The following is a 17,332-nucleotide window of genomic DNA, read 5'->3' on the forward strand; positions in this document are numbered from 1 at the left end:
TGCCGCGAGCCGCGCACGCCGCGCGACTCTCCGTCACCGATCCTCCCGACCCGAACACCCGGAGTTAATCCCGCACACCCCCGGATCCCCGGTGGTGCTACCCCCACCCGTCCCGTCGGGGGGTCAGGTCAGGCGGCCGACCAGGGTGCGCAGGCGGGCCAGGTCGCGGCGGCGGCGCTCGTACGTGGCGGCCAGGGCGATCAGCAGCACGCCGCCCAGCCCGAGGAAGATCCAACGGGGCAGCAGGTCCCAACCCCGGGCCAGCTCGTGCAGCGCCAACGGCACCAGCGTGGCCGCGCCCAGCACGACCGGGGCCTGCCAGCGCCGGACCGCCCCGCCGAGCACGACACCGAGCGCCACCACCCCGAGCGCCAGGCGTCGCCACGGCTGCGGCTCCCCGGACGCCAGCACCGAGACGAGGCTGGGCAGCAACGCCGCGCCGAGCCCCGGGCCGAGCGCCAGCCAACTGGTCAGCCCTGGCCGGTGCCGCAGCGCCACCAGACCGGCGGCGAGCGCGAGCACCGCCGCCGGCACGGTGTACGCCTCCAGCACCGTCACCCCGCCGGCGCCGAGCAGCAGCCAGCCGCCGAACAGTTCACTTCCGGCCGCGCCGCCCGCCAGCGCCCGCCGCCCGGCCGGCGTCTCGCCCCGACGCAGCACCCGCAGCGCGACGACCGCCCCCCACAGCACGCACACCGCCGCCGCGTGGCGCAGCGCGCCCACGGTGAGCAGCAGCGCGAGCAGCGCCACCGCCTGGGCCGCCGCCTCCAGCGCCGGCGCCCCGACCCGGGCCACCCGGTCGGGCGAAGCCACCCGCTCCCCGACCCCGCCACCCGGTGCGTCCGCCGCCGGCACCCCCGACGCGCCGCCGCCCGTCGCCGGCCCCCCGAACGCCCCGCCGCGCAGCGATGGCACCGCGTGCAGGGTCACCGCCGCGACGGCCAGGACCGCGAACCCGGCGGTACGCGGCGGCAGCCCGGCGGCCAGCGACGCGGTGAGCGCGAAGCCGGTGGCCGAGGCGACCGCGCCCAGCCAGCCGGCGAGCCGGACCACGACCGGGCGCCCCGTCACCCCGGCCACGGCGCCGGCCACCACCAGCGCGCCCAGCCCGGCGAGCGTCCCGGCGCGGGTGGCCAGCAGGCCACCGAAGCCGGTCGCCACCAGGACCGTCCCCAACGGCGTCAGCACCGCCGGCAGCGCCGGACGCGGGCCGGCCGACGCGGCGACCAGCAGCGCGACGAGCCCGGTCCCGAACGCCAGCGCCGGCACCACCGGCCAGGGCGCCCCTGCCGCCGCCACCAGCACCGGCAGGGCCACCGCGCCGAACGACGACGCGGCCAGCGCCGGCAGCCGCCGACGCCCGCCCGGCGACGCGACCCGGGTGTACGCCGCCGCGGCGACACCCAGGAGCAGCAGCGCCAGCCCGGCCCGGGCCGCCTCCACCGGCGCCGCCGTGGCGGCGGGCACCCCGGACCAGGGTCGGACCGGCAGGTCCACCAGCACGGCCAGCGCCACCGGCGCGGCGATCAGCAGCGCGAGCCCGGCCAGCGGGAAGCCCACCGCGCGGAGGACGGGCGCCGGCCGGGCCCCGCCGCCGGCGGCCAGCGCCAGCAGCGCACCCGCCACGGCGTAGAGCCCCACCGGCTCCGCGCCCGCCCCGACCAGCGGCCCGAGACCGACCGCGGCGAGCGTGACGGCCAGCCCCGCCGAGGCGTACCCGCTCAGGTCGGGCCAGGTGCGGCGGGCCGCCAGGACGGCGAGCACCGGCACCACGACGGCGGCGGTCCCGCCCCGCAGCTGCCACCAGGGCGGCGCGCCCAGGCCGAGCAGCCCGACGACCACCCCGGCCGGGACGGCGACCAGCGCCACTGCCAACGCGACGCCGGCGACGACCGGCTGCGCGCCCCGCCCACGCCGGCCGAGCGCGGCCACCGTCACGCCGAGCGCGGCCGACACGGCGAGCACCGCGCCCGCCCCGGCCGGCGCGGCGCAACCGACCAGCAGCGCGTGCCCGAGCAGCACCACGCCGGTCGACGCGGCGACGGGGACGACGACCCGGCCCGGGCGCGGGCGGGCCACGGCGGCCAGCAGCAGCGCGGTGGCCGCCACCAGGTCGACGACCAGCACCAGCGGCCACGGCGTCGCGGCCACGGCCGGCACGGCCAGGGCGGTCAGCCCGGCGGCGACCGCCCTCACCAGCGGCCGGGCGGCCCGGGGCGTCAGCAGCGCGACCGCGCCGGCGGTGAGCAGCAACGCCGGCGGCAGCTGCCAGCCCCAGGACGGGGCCGGCGCGGTCCGGCCGCCCTGCCAGGCCGGGAAGGCGACGGCCGCGCTCGCGGCGGCCACCAGCCCGGTGAGCACGACGGTGACCTGGCCCAGCCCGGCGGTCACCGCGAGGGCGCCCACCCGGGGGCCGGTCCGCAGCCCCGCCGGCAACGCCCGGACCGCTCCGGCCAGTACCGCCACCGCGAGCCCGGCCGCGAGCAGCAGCAGCCCGGGACGCAGCTCGGCCACCGGCCGCAGCAGCGCGGCCGCGAGCACCGGCACCAGCAGGCCGGCGGTCACCGCCCGCCAGAGCCGCCCGCCGGCCGCGACCGCGCCGGCGAGCAGGGCCAGCGCGACCACCAGCAGCGGGCCACCGGCCAGCAGCGGCGTGCCGGCGGCCCGGCCGAGGGCCAGCGGCACCAGCGCGCAGCCGGCCGCCAGGGCCAACGCCGCGCCGTGCCCGACCCAGCCGAGCACCTCGCCGGCCAGCACCGCCCCGGCGGCCGACCCCCCACCGGCGCGGGCCCGGCGACGCAGGGCGACCACCACCACGAGGTCGCCCAGCGCCGACGCGGTCAGCACCAGCGCCCAACCCGCCGCGCCCGGCCGGGCCGCCGCCACGGCCAGCGGCAGCACCGGCTGCGCGGCCAGCCACGCCGCGAACCACGGCCCGGTGAGGCGGCTGAGCCGCCCGTACCCGGCGGCCACCAGCGCAGCGGCCGCCGCCACCAGCGCGGCGTACCGGCTGCCCGGCCAGCCGGCCACCCCGAACAGGTTCACCGACCAGGCGGCGTACCCGTCCAGGAGCACCAGGAGCAGGCCCACCGCGGCGATCGTCTCGGCGGTGCCGCGCAGCCCGCGCGCCCGGGCCACCAGCGGCGCGGCGAGGGCGACCACGGTGACCGCGAGCAGGATCAGCGCCCGACCGGCCACCCCGAACGCGGCCCACGCGACCGCGGTGAAGACCACCGCGGCGGTGCCGAGCAACAGTCCACCCAGGACGAAGAGCAGGCCCTGCACGGCCCGGGTGGAGGTCTCCGCGCCGCCGGGGCGGGCCGACGCGACGGGCGGCAGCGGTCGTACCGGCGGCGGTCCGGCGACGACCGGCGCCGGCGCGGCGACCGGACGCGGCGCGGGGATCTCCAGGCGGATCCGGGCGGCCAGCGCCGCCCGGGCCTGACGGACCGTGGAGAACCGGCCGGCGAGATCCTGGTACGCGGCCCGGGCCGCCTCGACCTTCGGGGTCAGCGCGGCGATCTCCCGGTCCAGCCGGACCACCTCGGCGGCGGGCGGGTACGGCGGGCGGCCGCAGCCGCGGCATCCGGCGACGAGGTCGGCCGGGGCGCCGCAACCGGGACAGGGGTAACCGGTGTTCTCCACCCCGCCAGCTTCGTCGCCCCCGGGGCGGGCGGACAGAGTAGGCGTACCTAGGGACGGGTCTGCTCGCGCACCCAGGCGGTGTAGCCGGGGTTGCCGCTGTCCTCGCGGCTGACCAGGATCTCCGGCACCTCGTACGGGTGGTTGGCGCGGAGCTGGTCGACCAGCGCGTCCACCCGGTCCGGCGCGGTCTTGAACCGCACCGACCACTCGGCGGTGGTCTGGATCGCCGACTGCCACCAGTAGGTGCTGTCCACCGGCCCACCGACCTGGGCGCACGCCGCCAGCCGGCCGGCGACGGCGGCAGCCGCCAGGACGTCCGCCACCCCGCGGGCGTCCACCACCGTCGTCACCACGCAGATCTGCTCCACCAGCGCACCCTACGCGGACGACCGCGCCGCCGCCGCGAACCGCGCGGGAATCCGGTCAGGCGTCGGCCGTGTCGTCCCGGTTGGCCGCGACCCACCGGTCGATCCGACCCCACCAGTCGAACAGCCAGTCGACGCGTTCCTGCTTGCCGGCCGGGATCTCCTCCGGTGGGACGGACCAGAACCGCATCACGATCCGCTTGTCCATCGGCAGCTCGCGCCACACGTCCGCGACGGTGAGCATCTGGTCGAGCCCGGTGTGCGCCACGAAGATCACCCCGGCGTCCGGCGCGGCGTCGAGCGCGGCGAGCAGCCCGCCGGGCTGCGGGGCAAGCACGTGCTGCATGCGCTCGGCGCGCAGCGCCATCCGCTCCAGGCCGAGCGACCGCAGCCGGGCGATGGCGCGCAGCCGGCGCGACGGGGTGAAGTTGCCGCCCTCGGGGAAGATCACGAAGGCGTCGTCGTCGTCCAGGCCGGTGGCCAGGTGGCCGATCTGCCGGACCGCCGAGTCCCGGCCGTCCGCGCCGGGCGCGATGAAGCGGTTGGGCAGCCGGTTGAGCAGCACGTCGATGGCCGGGTCCCACTGGAGGCTCTCCTTGAGCACGATCCGGGGTTCCCGGTGGAACCAGTTCACCAGCGCGTGGATCAGGATGAACGAGTCACCGGGCCCGGCGTGCCGGCAGAGCACCAGCTCGGGCCGGCCGGGCAGCGCGGTGTCCGGGTCGGTGCCGACCACGTCGATGCTCAGCCGCAGCGTCCACCGGGCCTGCCAGAACAGCACCCGCAGGAAACGGCCGGCGACCACGTAGTGGGCCCGTTGGAACGCCGGCGACCGCTTGTACGCGCCGAAGCCGGAGGCCACCCAGAGCAGGAAGAGGGCGAGCAGCGCGGCGGCGTCCCAGACCAGGTAGACGGCACCGATCCAGAGCAGCCGCAGCGGGCGCAGCCGCCCCGGCACCAGCGGCGACGCGGCCAGCGCCAGCAGCGCCCAGACCGGGAGCGTGGTCACCACGGCGACGGCGAGCAGCACCACGCCGGGTGCGAGCAGCAACCGGCGTAGCCAGCGGGGTGGCAGCGGCATCAACGCTCCAGCGCGGTGTCCAGGTAGCGGCGCGAGGCGGTGTACGCCCGGCTGATCCGCCGCCCCACGGCCGCCATGTCCCGGTACGCCCACGGGCTGTCGTCGCGCGGGTCCAGACCGCCGGTCGGCAGCACGTGCACCGCGACGCCGTCGGGCAGCGCCGCCATCTCGCGGGCGAAGCGGTGCCGGCGGGCGATCTCGAACGCGACCTGGGCGATCTCCCAGGGCCGGCGCGGTGGGCTCAGCTCGCGGTCGATCCGGCCCACCTGGAGCACGAAGATCTGCGTCGCGCCGGCGGCCACCGCCTCGCCGACCGGGATCGAGTTGACCACCCCGCCGTCGATGTAGTGCTGCCCGGCGATCTGGGTGGGCGGCAGCAGCCCCGGCACCGAGGCGGACGCGAGCACGGCCGGCACCAGCGGGCCCTCGCTGAACCAGTGCTCGGCGGCGCGCTCGATGTTCGCGGCGCAGCAGCGGAACGGCACGGCCAGGTCGGCGAACGTGGTGCCCTCGCCCAGCTCGCTCTCCAGCAGGCGGCGCAGCGGGCGGGGCGAGTGCAGGTGGGTACGCGCGGCGAAGCGGCGCAGCTGCCGGGCGACCGAGTCGCCGTACACCTCGCTGGCCTCCGGGGAGGCCCAGAGGCGGACCAGCCGGTCGGTCACCGCCTCGGTCGGGTCGGCGGCCACCAGGGCGCCGTTGACCGCGCCGATCGAGGTGCCGAGCACCAGGTCGGGTCGGATCCGGTGGCGGAACAGGGCCCGCAGCATGCCCACCTCGACGGCGCCGAGCACTCCCCCGCCGCCGAGCACGAACGCCACCGGACCACCCGCCATGCCGTTCATCCTGGCACGCGGCCCACAGCCCGGCCCGTCGGTGGCGGCGGGGCCGACCACGGCCGTCACGGACGGTCAGCGGCGGCGCGCGGGCCGCGACCCGGGATCGGACGGCCGTTGACAGGTCGGACACATTCCCGCAACCTGGTAGCGCTCCCGAGCCCAGGCAGGTGCGAGGCGATGGCGACACTGCAGGCCGGCCGTCTGCTGGCCCGGCGGTACCGGCTCATCGACCGGATCGGCGCCGGCGGCATGTCGGTGATCTGGCGCGCCCGCGACGAGGTGCTCGACCGGGTGGTCGCGGTCAAGGTCCTCGCCCCCTCGCTCGCCGCGGACGCCCGCTTCCGGGACATGGTGCGCGAGGAGGCCCGCTCCGCCGCCCAGCTCGACCACCCGCACGTCACCGCCGTGCACGACTACGGCGAGACGGTGGCCCCGGACGGTGCGATCACCTCGTTCGTGGTGATGGAGCTGCTCAGCGGCGAGGAGCTGGAGCACCGGCTGACCGAGGGGCCGTTGCCCTGGCCGACGGCGGTGGAGACGGGCGCCCAGGTGGCCGAGGCGCTCGCCGCGGCGCACCGGCTCGGCATCGTGCACCGGGACGTGACCCCGGCCAACGTGATGATGACCGGCAACGGCGCCAAGGTGCTCGACTTCGGCATCGCCACCCGGATCGGCGAGCCGGACGAGGACGAGGACGGCGGCACGTTCGGCACCCCGGCGTACGTGGCGCCGGAGCGGCTGGACGGCGCCCCGGCCCAGCCGGCCACCGACGTCTACTCGCTGGGCGTGCTGCTGTTCGAGACGCTGACCGGCCAGCCGCCGTACCCGGCGGACACCTGGGAGCAGCTGAGCGCCGCGCTGGCGGACAGCCCGGCGCCCACCCTGGACGGCGTGCCGGGGCTGCCCCGGCCGGTCGCGGAGATCTGCCTGCGCTGCCTGGACCGGGACCCGCGCCGCCGGCCGACCGCGCACCGGGTGGCGGCCGTGCTCCGCGACCAGCTGCTGCCCGCCGACCCGCAGGCGGCCACCATGCTGGCACCGACGATGACCCTGCCCGCGCTGCCCGCTCCCCCGAACCCGACGACGGCGACCGCGGCGACGCCGGGTCCCGCGCCGGACCGGCGACGCGCGCTCGCGTGGGCGGGGGCCGGCGTGGCGGTGGTCGCCGCCGCCGCGCTGCTGGTGCCCGCGCTCACCCCGGACCGGCCGAGCCAGCCCGGGGCGCTGCCGACCACCGCGCCGGTGCGGGTGCCGTCCACCGCGCCGGAGGAGACGGCCGGCACCCCGTCCACCGAGCCGACGCCGCCGGCCGCCACCGTCGGGCCGACCGCTCCGGCCGCCGACCCGGCCGACGCGGCCGAACGGGTCGACGGGCTGATCGCGGCCGGGCTGGCGGAGGGGCAGATCCGCGACGACGTCGGCGTCGACCTGCGCAACCTGCTGCGCAACGCGGTCGCCGCCGACGAGGGCGAGGTGACCGCCGCCGTGGACCGGCTCCGCGGCAAGATCGCCGAGCGCCGGCGCGAGGGCAGCATCAGTCCCGGGTACGCGCGGCAGCTCGACGCCGCCGCCGCGCGGCTGCTGGCCGGACCGACCTGACCGGTCAGCCGGCGACGACCGGGGTGACCGCGCGCGGGCGGTCCGTGGTGGCCCGCGCGGCCAGGAAGCCCCGGTACACCGCCTCGTGATCGGCGGCCATCCGTTCCACCGAGAAGTTCTCCGCGACGTGCGCGATGCAGTCCGCCGGGTCCAGGCCGGCCGCCGCCCGCAGGGCCGCCGGCAGCTCGTCGGCGTGGTCGCAGACCAGACCGGTGACGCCCGGCCGGACCAGTTCCGGCACCGCGCCCCGGCCCAGCGCGACCACCGGCGTACCGGTCGCCATCGCCTCCACCATCACCATGCCGAACGGCTCCGCCCACTGGATCGGCATGATCAGACAGCGGGCGTCGAGCAGCAGCCGCAGCGTGGCCTCCCGGTCCGCGTTCACCACCAGCGTCACGTCGGAGTCCAGCATCGGCTCGACCACCTGTTCCAGGTAGCGGCGCTCGGCCGGCTCGTGGCACTTGCCGGCCAGGGTGAGCGGCAGCCCGGCCGCGCGGCAGGCCCGGATCGCCACGTCCGGGCCCTTGTCCGGGCTGAACCGGGCGAGCCAGAGCACCGGCCCGGCCCCCGGCGACCGCTTGCGCGGGACGTCCCGCAGCGGCATCGCGTTGTGCACCGTGCCGACCCACGGCAGGCCCGGGTTGGCCCGGCGCTGGGCGTGCGAGATCGCGATCAGGCCCACGCCCCGGTCGGTGTTGCTGAGCACCGTGCCGTACTCGCCGACCGGGTTGCCGTGCACCGTGGCCACGGTGGGAACGCGGCGGCGGCCGGCCACCATCGGGCCGATGGTGGTGTGGTCGTGCACCAGGTCGAAGTCGGCCGGGTCCACCAGGCGGTCGACGTGGGCCAGGTGGGCCAGCTCGGGCAGCGACTCGCCGAGCCGGTCGTACTGCAACTCCGCGCAGGTGGAGACGAAGCGGGCGTTCGTGCCGTGCTCCGTGCCCGCGCCGAACAACGTCACCGCGTGCCCCCGGTCGATCAGCGCGTCGACCAGCCCGGCCACCAGCGTCTCCAGCCCGCCGTACCCGGGTGGCGGCACCGAGAGCCACGGCGGCACCACCATCGCGATCCGGAGAGGTCCGGTCCACGCGCGGTCCGGCTGGTTCACGGCCACGAGCCCTCCCCGTTGGTCCCCGGCGTACCCGATCGGCGGCGGGTTCCCGACCCGACCGGCGGTAAACGGCGGCGCCGCCGGCCCTCGGCCGACGGCGACGGCGGGCGGCCGACGCTCAGTCGGTCACCACGATCCCGACGTGCACCTCCCGTACGCCGGGCAGGGCCCAGGCCGCCCGTTCCGCCTCCTCCCGCTGCCACCAGGCGCGCACCACGCCGGCGAGCACCACGGTGTCGCCCTCGACCCGGGCGTCGACGCGTTCGGTCCCGGTCCGCCGGACGAGCAGGCGGCGCAGGTCACGGCGGTTCTGCTCGTCGCTGGGCGGAGTCGGCGGGCGCACCTCGACCAGGTTGGTCACCCCGCGTACGCCCCGCAGCCGGCGCAGCTCGCGTTCGGCGGTCCGACGCTGGAAGCCGTACTCCACCTCGCCGCGGAGCATGACCCAGCCGTCGGCGACGGTCACGTCCAGCCGCTCGGCCGGCACGAAGCTGTCCCACTCCAGCGCCCGGCTGGCCGCGATCGCGATGTCGGCGTCGGTACGCCGGTCCGTGACCGGCAGGTCGACGTCGAGCTCGCTGGCGACGGCACGCACCCCGCGTACCCGGTGCGCGCAGCGCTCGGCCGCCCAGCGCCGGGCGTAGCTGTCCACGTGGCCGGTGAGCGTGACCACGCCGTCGGCGACGGTCACGCCGATCTCGGTGGGCCGGGTCTGCGCGTCCCAGTCCAGCTCGGCGAGGACGTCCCGCTGGATCTCCTGGTCGGTGCGTACGGCGACGGTGGTGGTCATGTCCCGAGGGTGCCGCCGGTGGGGGTGAGCCCGGGTCACCCGGACCGGGTGAGGCACGAAAAAGGGCGGCGGGTGACGGAGCCAACCCCCTTGGCTCCGTCACCCGCCGCCCGGGAGGGAGGCAGGTCTCGCGGACTATGACGTCTCGGCGAGCGTCACGGTTGCCGTCTCGGCCGATCCGTTTCGCTTGTACTGGACCTCGACCCGGTCGCCGACCTTGCCGGCCTGCACGGCGCCGACCAGATCGTTGGAGTCGTTGACCACCGTGTCGCCGAACTTGGTGATCACGTCGCCCCGCTGGAGCCCGGCCTTCTCGGCGGCGCTGCCCGGCGTGACGGCGGCGACCAGGGCGCCGCCGTCCTCGGCGGCGTTCACGCTCACCCCGAGCGACGGGTGGCTGACCTTCTCGCCCCGCTGGAGCTTCTCGGCCACGTCCTTGGCCTTGTTGCTCGGGATGGCGAAGCCGACGCCGATGTTGCCGTTGCTGCCCTGCCCGGCGGTGGCGATCGCGGTGTTGATCCCGATCACCTCACCCCGGGTGTTGACCAGCGCGCCGCCGGAGTTGCCCGGGTTGATCGGCGCGTCGGTCTGCAGCAGCCCGGAGATCGAGCTGGCGCCCTGCTGCGGGTTCTGCTGCTGGCCGCCCTCGCCGGCGGCGATGGTGCGGTCGCGGGCGCTCAGGATGCCGGCGGTCACCGAGCCCTGGAGGCCGAGCGGGCTGCCCAGGGCGAGCACCTGGTCGCCGACCTGCATGGCGTCGCTGTCGCCGAACTTCGCCGCCTTCAGGTTGCTCACGCCGCTGGCCTGGACCACCGCGAGGTCGGTCTTCGGGTCGGTCCCGACGATCTTCGCCGAGGCGGTCTTGCCGTCGGCGAAGACCACCTTGACGGTGTCCCCGCCGGCGGAGGCGACCACGTGGTTGTTGGTCAGCACGTACCCGTCGGCGCTGAGGATCACCCCGGAGCCCTCACCGCTGTTCGTCATGATCGTGACGATGCTGTCCTGGACCGCAGCCGCGATCTTGGGCAGGTCGGCGCTGTTGATCACCGGGGCGGCGGAGTAGGTGCGGGTGACGCCGCCGCCGTCGTCGAGCGCGAGGGCCAGCGCGCCGCCGGCCACGCCCGAACCGAGCATCAGGGCCAGCGCCAGCGCGCCCGCGCCGACGAACTTGCCGGCCCGGCTCGGCCGCGCCGGCTGGTGCGGACCCCACGGCGGGACCGGCTGCCCGGCCTGGTGCGGGTACTGCTGGTGCGGCTGGGCCTGGTAGGTCGGTACCGGGCCGGCGGAGTGCGGCGACGACGGGTAGCCGGCGCTGCCCTGCTGCGCCCAACCGCCCTGGTGCTGGCCCCCGTACCACGGGTAGGGCTGCTGCGACTGCCCGGAGACCGGGTACGGCGGGGCGGACGGCGTCGCGGCGGACGGCCCGTACGGGTGGCCCGGCGAGCCGGCGGGGGTGCTCTGGCCGCCGTGGGCTGCCGGGTCGGCCTGGGCGCCGGCGGCGGCCGGCGAATCCGGGCCGGGCCGGGTCGCCCACCCCGACGGAGTCGGCGTGTCGGGAGAGCCGGCGTGGGCTGTGGTTCCGGCGGCCGGGGAGTCGGCCGGAACCGGCGCGGCGGCCGGGGTGGTGGTGGAGTCCGACGTCCCGCTCTCGACGCGGGGCAGCTCGGCGGTGTGGTGCGACGGCTCGGCGTCGGCGGGGGCCGGCGACCGCTGCGGATCGGTCTCGTGCTCGGTCATGACACCAGCTTTCCCCGTGGCACTGTCACCAGCCTGGAATCCGCCTGAATGTTTTCTGTAAGTCACTCGCCCGGCTCCGGCGACTCCGGCAGCAGCGGCAGCTTCACCCGGAACGTGGCGCCCCCGCCCGGCGTCTCGGCCGCCTCGACCGTGCCGTGGTGCGCCGCCACCAGCGCGGCGACGATGGCCAGGCCGAGCCCGGTGCTGGTCGGCCCGCCGGCCCGCCGGGTCCGGGCGGCGTCCACCCGGTAGAACCGCTCGAAGACCCGTTCGGCCTGCTCCGGCGTCAGGCCGGGCCCGGTGTCCGCGACCTCCACCACGGCGACGTTGCCGGTCTCCGCCCGCAGCCGCAGCGTCACCGCGGCGTCCGACGGCGTGTGGGTGAGCGCGTTGGTCATCAGGTTGCCGATCACCTGGCGCAGCCGGGCGTCGTCGCCGAGCACCACCAGCGGGCCGGAACCCGGTTCCCGCTCCAGCTCGATCCGCCGGTCCGGATCCACCACCCGGGCCGCCTCCACCGCGTCCGAGGCCAGCACCGGCAGCTCCACCGGGGCCAGCGCGATCGGCCGCTCCCGGTCCATCCGGGCCAGCAGCAGCAGATCCTCGACCAGCAGCCCCATCCGGGACGCCTCGTCCTCGATCCGGCGCAGCAGGTCGGCGGTCTGCTCCGGCTCCCGCGCCGCGCCCTGCCGGTACAGCTCGGCGAAGCCCCGGATGGTGGTCAGCGGGGTACGCAGCTCGTGCGAGGCGTCCGCGATGAACTGCCGCATCCGCTCCTCCGAGCGGCGGGCCCGCGCCTCCGACGCCTGCGCCGAGGCGGCCGCGTCCCGGGCGCCCATCTCGGCGCTGCGCGCCGCCGCCTCGGAGGCGGCCCGCGCGGTGAACGCGGCCTCGATCTGGGCCAGCATCGCGTTCAACGCCCGGGAGAGCCGGCCCAGCTCGGAGGTCGGGCAGGCCCGCCCCTCCTCCGGGTCGGGCACCCGCCGGGTCAGGTCGCCGCCGGCGATGGCCGCCGCGGTCCGCTCGATCTCCACCAGGGGCTTCAGGCTGGTACGCACGATGCCCGCACCCACCGACGCCAGGATGATCATCACCGCTCCACCGACCAGCAGGTCTATCCAGAGCAGCTGCCGGACGGAGAGATCGACGTCGTCGAGGTTCTGGCCGACCACCCGGTACGAGTCGTCGCCGTCCTGCCGCACCATCAACCGCCACCGGACCCGCTTGTCGGCGCCGTCGTCGGTGAACGCTTCCCCGTTGGCGTGCTCGTCGTACCAGCTCTGCTGGCCGATGCCCGCCGGCAGGTCCTGGTCGTCGAGCGCGCGGTCGCGTGCCACCTTGCCCTGCCGGACGGTGCTGTTCCACTGCGCGACCAGGTAGTCGGTCGGAAGCGTGCTCAGGTTCTCCTGGCTGACCGTCACACCGCGGTCGAGCTGGTCGTCCAGCTCGCCGTCGATCCGGCCCACCAGATAGTCGTGCAGGAAGTACGCGGTGGAGACGCTGATGACCAGCAGTGCCCCGCCGACCAGTGCCAGCACGGCGGTGACCAGCTTGAGCCGGAGCGGGATCCCGCGCAGCCAGCCCTTCGCGTCGTGGACGGCGCTCACGCCGCCGGCTTGCGGAGCACGTAACCCACCCCGCGCAGGGTGTGGATCAGCCGGGGCTGGGTGTTGTCGACCTTGCGCCGCAGGTAGGAGATGTAGGACTCGACGATGTTGTCGTCACCGCGGAAGTCGTAGTTCCAGACGTGGTCGAGGATCTGCGCCTTGCTGAGCACCCGGTTGGCGTTGAGCATGAGGTAGCGCAGCAGCTTGAACTCGGTCGGCGACAGCTGCACCCGCTGGCCGGCCCGGTGCACCTCGTGCGTCTCCTCGTCCAGCTCCAGGTCGGCGAAGGTGAGCCGGGACGGCGCGTGCTCGCCGGTCGCGGTGCGCCGCAGCACGGCCCGGATCCGGGCGGTCAACTCCTCCAGGCTGAACGGCTTGGTGACGTAGTCGTCGCCGCCCAGGGTCAGCCCACGGATCTTGTCGTCGGTGGCGTCCCGCGCGGTCAGGAACACCACCGGGGTACGCGTGCCACCCTCGCGGAGCATCCGGATGACCTCGAAGCCGTCGAGGTCGGGCAGCATCACGTCGAGCACGACCAGGTCGGGCCGGTGGTCCTTGGCGGCGTGCAGCGCGGCGCTGCCGCTGGTCGCCGTCGCCACGTCGAAACCGGCGAAGCGCAGGCTCGCGGAGAGCAGTTCGAGGATGTTGGGATCGTCCTCGACGACGAGCAGTCGGGCCTCGGTCTGGGTAGCCGCCATGGCTCCCATCATCCGTGCTCCGGCTGCGGTCGCGCTGGGCGCCACCTGGAAACAACCTGTGAGCTCAGCGGAGCAGTCGTCGCAGCCCGTCGAGCGCGCCGTCGAGCACCCGGATCGCGGTGCGGAGCTGGTTGTCGCTGAGCCGCCCGGCCCGGACCAGGGCGCCCACCTCGACCGTGAACGCGGCCAGCCGCGTGTCGAACTCGGCGAGCAACGGCGACTCGGCCGGGCCGGGCGGGCTCCCGTCGCCGCCCGGGCGCGGGGGCGGGGGCGGGGGTGTCCAGCGGCCCTGCCGGGTCTGCCGGGCCACCTCGCGCAGCTCCCGCTTCAGGTCGCGCACCGAACCGCGTACCTCGGTGCGGATCTCGCCGGCGAGCGCCGAGAGGTCCTCGACGGAGGCGCTGATGTCGGCCTCCAGGGTGGCCAGCTCGTCGGCCCGCTGCCGCAGCTCGGCCCGACCGGCGTCGGTGATCTCGTAGACCTTGCGCCCACCCACGGCGGTGTGGGTCACCAGACCCTCCACCTCCAGCCGCTGGAGCCGGGGATAGATGGTGCCGGCGCTGGGCGCGTAGAGGCCGAGGAAGCGCTCCTCCAGCAGGCGGATCAGCTCGTAGCCGTGCTTGGGCCCGTCGTCGAGGAGCTTGAGCAGGTAGAGCCGGAGCCGCCCGTGACTGAACACGGCGGTCACGGCAGGTCCTCCACGTCGTCGGCGTCCGCGACCGGGCGGGCCAGCAGCGCGATGCTGCCGGACGTCGCGGACGCCCAGAGCTTACCGGCGCCCCCGCCGAGCACCCCGTGGCTGTCCTTGACCGCGCCGAAGCCGTGCTGACCGCCGCAGATCTGCGGGAAGCCGCTGGTGATCCGGCCGGAGGTGGTGTGCAGGTGCACGCTGAGGTCGCTGTCCTCGCGGACCCGCACGGTGATGCTGCCGGAGATGGCGCTGAGCCGGATCTCACTGCCGCGCGGGTTGTCCAGGTCGCAGGTGATCGAGCCGGACACCGCGTGGGCGCGGACCCGCTCGGGCGCGCTGTCGGCCAGGATCAGCTCGCCGGAGACCGTCTCCAGGTCGAGGTCGCCGCCGATGCCGAGCGCCTCCACCGGGCCGGAGACGACCTTGGCGGTGGTGCGGCCACGTAGCCCCATCAGGGTGACCTGGCCGGAGGTGACGTCGACCCGGGTGTCGCGACGCAGTCCAGAGGCGACCAGCGCGCCGTCGACCAGGTGCAGGTCGGCCAGCGCCTCGGCCGGCACCGCCACCGACACCTCGGCGCGGTAGCGGCGGCGGAGCTGACCCAGCCACCAGAGCACGCCCGGCCAGCGGGTGGTCCGCTCGTGCCGGACGGTCAACCGGCCGTCGCGCAGCTCGACCACGAGGGGTCGGCGGCTGATCCGGGTGACGTCGATCCGGGCCGGGCCGTCGGTGGCCACCACGTTGAGCCGGCCGCTGACCAGCCGGACCTCGAGCCGGGTGACCGGCTCGTCCAGGGTGAGCCGTTGCGGGCTGTCGACCGTCCAGCTGGCCATGGGTCCTCCCCTCGTCGCGCGCCCCCCGATGGCACGCCCGGTGAAGGAGAACTATAACGCGATACATCGCGACTGAACAAGTCCCTATCGCGACCGTATCGCGTCTCCCCTCGCACTTCCCCCGTTGACCAAGGAGTTCGCGTCGACTTCCGGCAAGACCGCCGACGCAAACTCCTTGATCAACGAGACGAGTCCCCGGACCGGGAAGCCCGGGACGTCAGCCCGAGGCTGGCCTCGGTCGTCCACCGTCCGGGGCCGCGAGGCTCCGCTCACGCTGCGGACGCCGAGATCTTGGTACGAAAGGGCCCTCATAGGGGCCGTTCTGTACCAAGATCTGCGGACGTTCTGAGAGGTGGAAGATCGATCCCTTTGGGTGGAAGGGTTCCGGGGGGGGTGAAGCGCGAACCGCTGTCGGCGGGAGGGGGGGCGGTGCGGTGCGGTGACGCGGCGGCGGGGTGGTCAGGCGACCAGGTCGAGGTCCGGCCCGGCCACGCCCGACGGCGACGGCACGACGCCCGGGGAGGACGAAACGTCGGCCCGGGACACGACATCGATGAGGGAGCGGGACCGGGGTGCCGACAAGAGCGGATACACGGTCGGGCCACCGAACGCCGGTTCGGGACGGGCCACCCGGGTCCGGGTGGGCGGGGCCGGGTGGACGGCGGACTCGGCGGCTCGGGCCAGCAGCCGCCGGTCCGCCCCGTCGGCCGGGTGCAGGGCGGCCGTCACGGTCACCGCCACGGTCAGGTCCCGGGCCGCCAGCACCCGGCGCACCGACGCCCAGAGCGTCTCCTCGCCCAGGAACGCGGGCAGCGTGCTCGGGTCGCCGGCGTACCGGTAGGCGAGGCCGAGCGGCACCACGGGCGCCCCGGCGACGACCGCGGCCTCGAACATCGCCGGTCGGAAGCCCCGGGCGGGGCGGCAGTCCGTCGCCGCGCCGCACCAGGTCGTGCCCTCCGGGAACACCGCCACCGGGTGCCCGGCGCGCAACGCCCCGGCCACCCGGTCGACCGTGGCCGGCAGTTCGCGCGGTCGGGACCGGTCCACGAAGACGGTGCCCGCCGCGGCGGCCAGCGCGCCGACCACCGGCCAGCTCCGGACCTCGCGCTTGGCCAGCATCCGGGCCGGCGCGACGGCGAGCACCGCGAGGATGTCCAGCCAGGAGACGTGGTTGGCGACCAGCAGCGCGCGGCGGCGCGGCGGCCGGCCCCGGACCGTCAGCCGGACGCCGAGGGCGCGCAGCGTTCCCCGGGCCCAGCGTCGCAGCGCCGCCCGCCGGTCGGCCGCCGGCAGCAGCGGCAGCACCGCCGCCAGGCCGGCCCCGGCCAGCAGCATCCCGAGTACGCCGAGCAGCCGCCCGGTCCGGCGCGCCCAGGACACGTCCGGCGCGGCGGGCGGCGGCAGGCAGTCCGGCCCGCAGCCCGAGGCGGGCCGCCAGAGCCCCTCGGCGGTCACGAGCCGGCCTCGCCGAGGAAGTGCTTCAGGTAGCGCGGATTCATCCGGTCCAGCGAGAAGAGCACGTAGAAGTCGGCGCAGCCGAAGTCCGGGTCGTACGCGGGCTCGCCGCCGACCCACGCGCCGAGCCGCAGGTAGCCGCGGAGCAGCGGCGGCACGAGCGCGCGGCGTTCGGCGGGGGTGAGCGTGGCGGGGTCGACGGCGGCCGACGCCTCGGCGAGCCAGGGCCGGCGCGGGGTGACCCGCAGCGGCGGCGGGGCGAGGTGCCGCGCCCGCACCTGCGCCCACACCTCGGCGGCGGCGGTCCCCCCGTCGGCGACCGGCACCGAGGCGCAGCCGCCGAGCCAGCGCGAGCCACGCAGGTGCAGGTAGCGGCAGATCCCGGCCCACATCAGGTTGATCACCGCCCCGGTGCGGTGGTCCGGGTGCACGCAGGAGCGCCCCGCCTCGACCAGGTCGTCGTGGAGCGGAGCGAGCGGGGCCAGGTCGAACTCGCCGTCGGCGTACCGCCGGTCGGTGCGTCCGGGCGGCAGCAGCCGGTAGGTGCCGACCACCTCCTCGGTGCCCTCGCGGACCACCACCAGGTGGTCGCAGTGGGCGTCGAACTCGTCGGCGTCGAGCCCGGCGGACCCCGGCGGCAGGGTGGCGCCGAGTTCGCTGGCGAACACCTCGTGGCGCAGGCGTTGCGCGGCCGCGACCAGGGTCGGGTCGTCGGCGATCAGCAGGGTGTAACCGCTGGTCGTGAGCGGTGCGCCAGCGGCGTGCAGAACGGCCATGGGTCCTGTGTAAGGGCCCCGGGTTGCCGCCCCCGGGGTGAGGGGTGTCGATCCGGTGAACGCCCGTCGGCGGCGGCGTGCGCGAACCGGTGACGGCGGGTGTGC

At 76.2% G+C, this 17,332-nt stretch carries 14 protein-coding genes; 1 reads left to right on the forward strand and 13 read right to left on the reverse strand.

What is annotated here, in order from left to right; genetic code table 11:
* Positions 1-123 precede the first annotated feature (123 nt).
* From ACN27B_RS04325 to ACN27B_RS04340, 4 genes are read right to left on the reverse strand one after another with little or no spacing between them, the layout of a single operon-like run.
* Positions 124-3,645: an SCO7613 C-terminal domain-containing membrane protein gene (locus ACN27B_RS04325; protein ID WP_422743600.1), complete on the reverse strand. Its 3,522-nt coding sequence runs from the start codon at positions 3,643-3,645 to the stop codon at positions 124-126.
* A 47-nt stretch (positions 3,646-3,692) separates the two neighbouring features.
* The gene (gene cutA, locus ACN27B_RS04330) at positions 3,693-4,013 is read right to left on the reverse strand and encodes a divalent-cation tolerance protein CutA (protein ID WP_099163819.1); all 321 of its coding nucleotides are present in this window, start codon (positions 4,011-4,013) and stop codon (positions 3,693-3,695) included.
* Positions 4,014-4,068: 55 nt separating this feature from the next.
* A complete protein-coding gene (locus tag ACN27B_RS04335; protein WP_099163818.1) occupies positions 4,069-5,091 on the reverse strand; it encodes a 1-acyl-sn-glycerol-3-phosphate acyltransferase in 1,023 nt (340 codons plus the stop codon).
* Positions 5,091-5,924 carry a patatin-like phospholipase family protein gene (locus tag ACN27B_RS04340; protein WP_091571019.1) on the reverse strand — a complete coding sequence of 278 codons (834 nt, stop codon included), beginning with the start codon at positions 5,922-5,924 and terminating at the stop codon, positions 5,091-5,093. Before ACN27B_RS04340 ends, ACN27B_RS04335 begins: the two co-directional genes overlap by 1 nt.
* A 180-nt stretch (positions 5,925-6,104) precedes the next feature.
* On the opposite strand from ACN27B_RS04340, the gene ACN27B_RS04345 reads away from it, so the two are divergent.
* Positions 6,105-7,526, forward strand: a complete 1,422-nt coding sequence (locus ACN27B_RS04345; protein ID WP_099163817.1) for a serine/threonine-protein kinase — start codon at positions 6,105-6,107, stop codon at positions 7,524-7,526.
* 4 nt (positions 7,527-7,530) lie between these two features.
* On the opposite strand, the gene ACN27B_RS04350 is transcribed toward ACN27B_RS04345, so the two are convergent.
* The 9 genes from ACN27B_RS04350 to ACN27B_RS04390 all read right to left on the reverse strand — a co-directional run bounded on the left by ACN27B_RS04350 (position 7,531) and on the right by ACN27B_RS04390 (position 17,227).
* The gene (locus ACN27B_RS04350) at positions 7,531-8,592 is read right to left on the reverse strand and encodes a glycosyltransferase family 4 protein (RefSeq protein ID WP_172968069.1); all 1,062 of its coding nucleotides are present in this window, start codon (positions 8,590-8,592) and stop codon (positions 7,531-7,533) included.
* Between the two features lie 166 nt (positions 8,593-8,758).
* The gene (locus ACN27B_RS04355; RefSeq protein WP_099163815.1) at positions 8,759-9,430 is read right to left on the reverse strand and encodes a BON domain-containing protein; all 672 of its coding nucleotides are present in this window, start codon (positions 9,428-9,430) and stop codon (positions 8,759-8,761) included.
* 135 nt (positions 9,431-9,565) lie between these two features.
* Positions 9,566-11,167 (reverse strand): trypsin-like peptidase domain-containing protein, encoded by a 1,602-nt coding sequence (locus tag ACN27B_RS04360; protein WP_099163814.1) that lies wholly within the window; start codon positions 11,165-11,167, stop codon positions 9,566-9,568.
* Positions 11,168-11,229: 62 nt separating this feature from the next.
* Entirely contained in the window at positions 11,230-12,774 is a 1,545-nt protein-coding gene (locus ACN27B_RS04365; protein ID WP_099163813.1) for a sensor histidine kinase, read from the reverse strand.
* Positions 12,771-13,472 (reverse strand): response regulator transcription factor, encoded by a 702-nt coding sequence (locus tag ACN27B_RS04370; protein WP_088646020.1) that lies wholly within the window; start codon positions 13,470-13,472, stop codon positions 12,771-12,773. Before ACN27B_RS04370 ends, ACN27B_RS04365 begins: the two co-directional genes overlap by 4 nt.
* Before the next feature lie 64 nt (positions 13,473-13,536).
* Positions 13,537-14,160 (reverse strand): PadR family transcriptional regulator, encoded by a 624-nt coding sequence (locus ACN27B_RS04375; protein ID WP_099163812.1) that lies wholly within the window; start codon positions 14,158-14,160, stop codon positions 13,537-13,539.
* Positions 14,157-14,996 carry a DUF4097 family beta strand repeat-containing protein gene (locus ACN27B_RS04380; protein ID WP_355522215.1) on the reverse strand — a complete coding sequence of 280 codons (840 nt, stop codon included), beginning with the start codon at positions 14,994-14,996 and terminating at the stop codon, positions 14,157-14,159. The genes ACN27B_RS04375 and ACN27B_RS04380 overlap by 4 nt, the downstream gene beginning before the upstream one ends.
* Positions 14,997-15,455: 459 nt before the next feature.
* Positions 15,456-16,451, reverse strand: coding sequence for a lysophospholipid acyltransferase family protein (locus ACN27B_RS04385; protein ID WP_422743605.1), 996 nt, complete (start codon positions 16,449-16,451; stop codon positions 15,456-15,458).
* Positions 16,448-17,227, reverse strand: a complete 780-nt coding sequence (locus ACN27B_RS04390) for a GNAT family N-acetyltransferase (protein WP_099163809.1) — start codon at positions 17,225-17,227, stop codon at positions 16,448-16,450. Before ACN27B_RS04390 ends, ACN27B_RS04385 begins: the two co-directional genes overlap by 4 nt.
* Positions 17,228-17,332: the final 105 nt, after the last annotated feature.

It is taken from the genome of Micromonospora sp. WMMD754, from assembly GCF_049315235.1.
In the GTDB taxonomy this organism is placed as follows: Bacteria; Actinomycetota; Actinomycetes; order Mycobacteriales; family Micromonosporaceae; genus Micromonospora; species Micromonospora sediminicola.

What these genes read in the sequence shown, in the direction of transcription:
- ACN27B_RS04335 (WP_099163818.1), bottom strand. Translation starts at nt 5,091, where the DNA reads ATGCCGCTGCCACCCCGCTGGCTACGCCGGTTGCTGCTCGCACCCGGC.
- ACN27B_RS04340 (WP_091571019.1), bottom strand. Translation starts at nt 5,924, where the DNA reads ATGGCGGGTGGTCCGGTGGCGTTCGTGCTCGGCGGCGGGGGAGTGCTC.
- ACN27B_RS04345 (WP_099163817.1), top strand. Translation starts at nt 6,105, where the DNA reads ATGGCGACACTGCAGGCCGGCCGTCTGCTGGCCCGGCGGTACCGGCTC.
- ACN27B_RS04350 (WP_172968069.1), bottom strand. Translation starts at nt 8,592, where the DNA reads ATGGTGGTGCCGCCGTGGCTCTCGGTGCCGCCACCCGGGTACGGCGGG.
- ACN27B_RS04355 (WP_099163815.1), bottom strand. Translation starts at nt 9,430, where the DNA reads ATGACCACCACCGTCGCCGTACGCACCGACCAGGAGATCCAGCGGGAC.
- ACN27B_RS04360 (WP_099163814.1), bottom strand. Translation starts at nt 11,167, where the DNA reads ATGACCGAGCACGAGACCGATCCGCAGCGGTCGCCGGCCCCCGCCGAC.
- ACN27B_RS04370 (WP_088646020.1), bottom strand. Translation starts at nt 13,472, where the DNA reads ATGGCGGCTACCCAGACCGAGGCCCGACTGCTCGTCGTCGAGGACGAT.
- ACN27B_RS04380 (WP_355522215.1), bottom strand. Translation starts at nt 14,996, where the DNA reads ATGGCCAGCTGGACGGTCGACAGCCCGCAACGGCTCACCCTGGACGAG.
- ACN27B_RS04390 (WP_099163809.1), bottom strand. Translation starts at nt 17,227, where the DNA reads ATGGCCGTTCTGCACGCCGCTGGCGCACCGCTCACGACCAGCGGTTAC.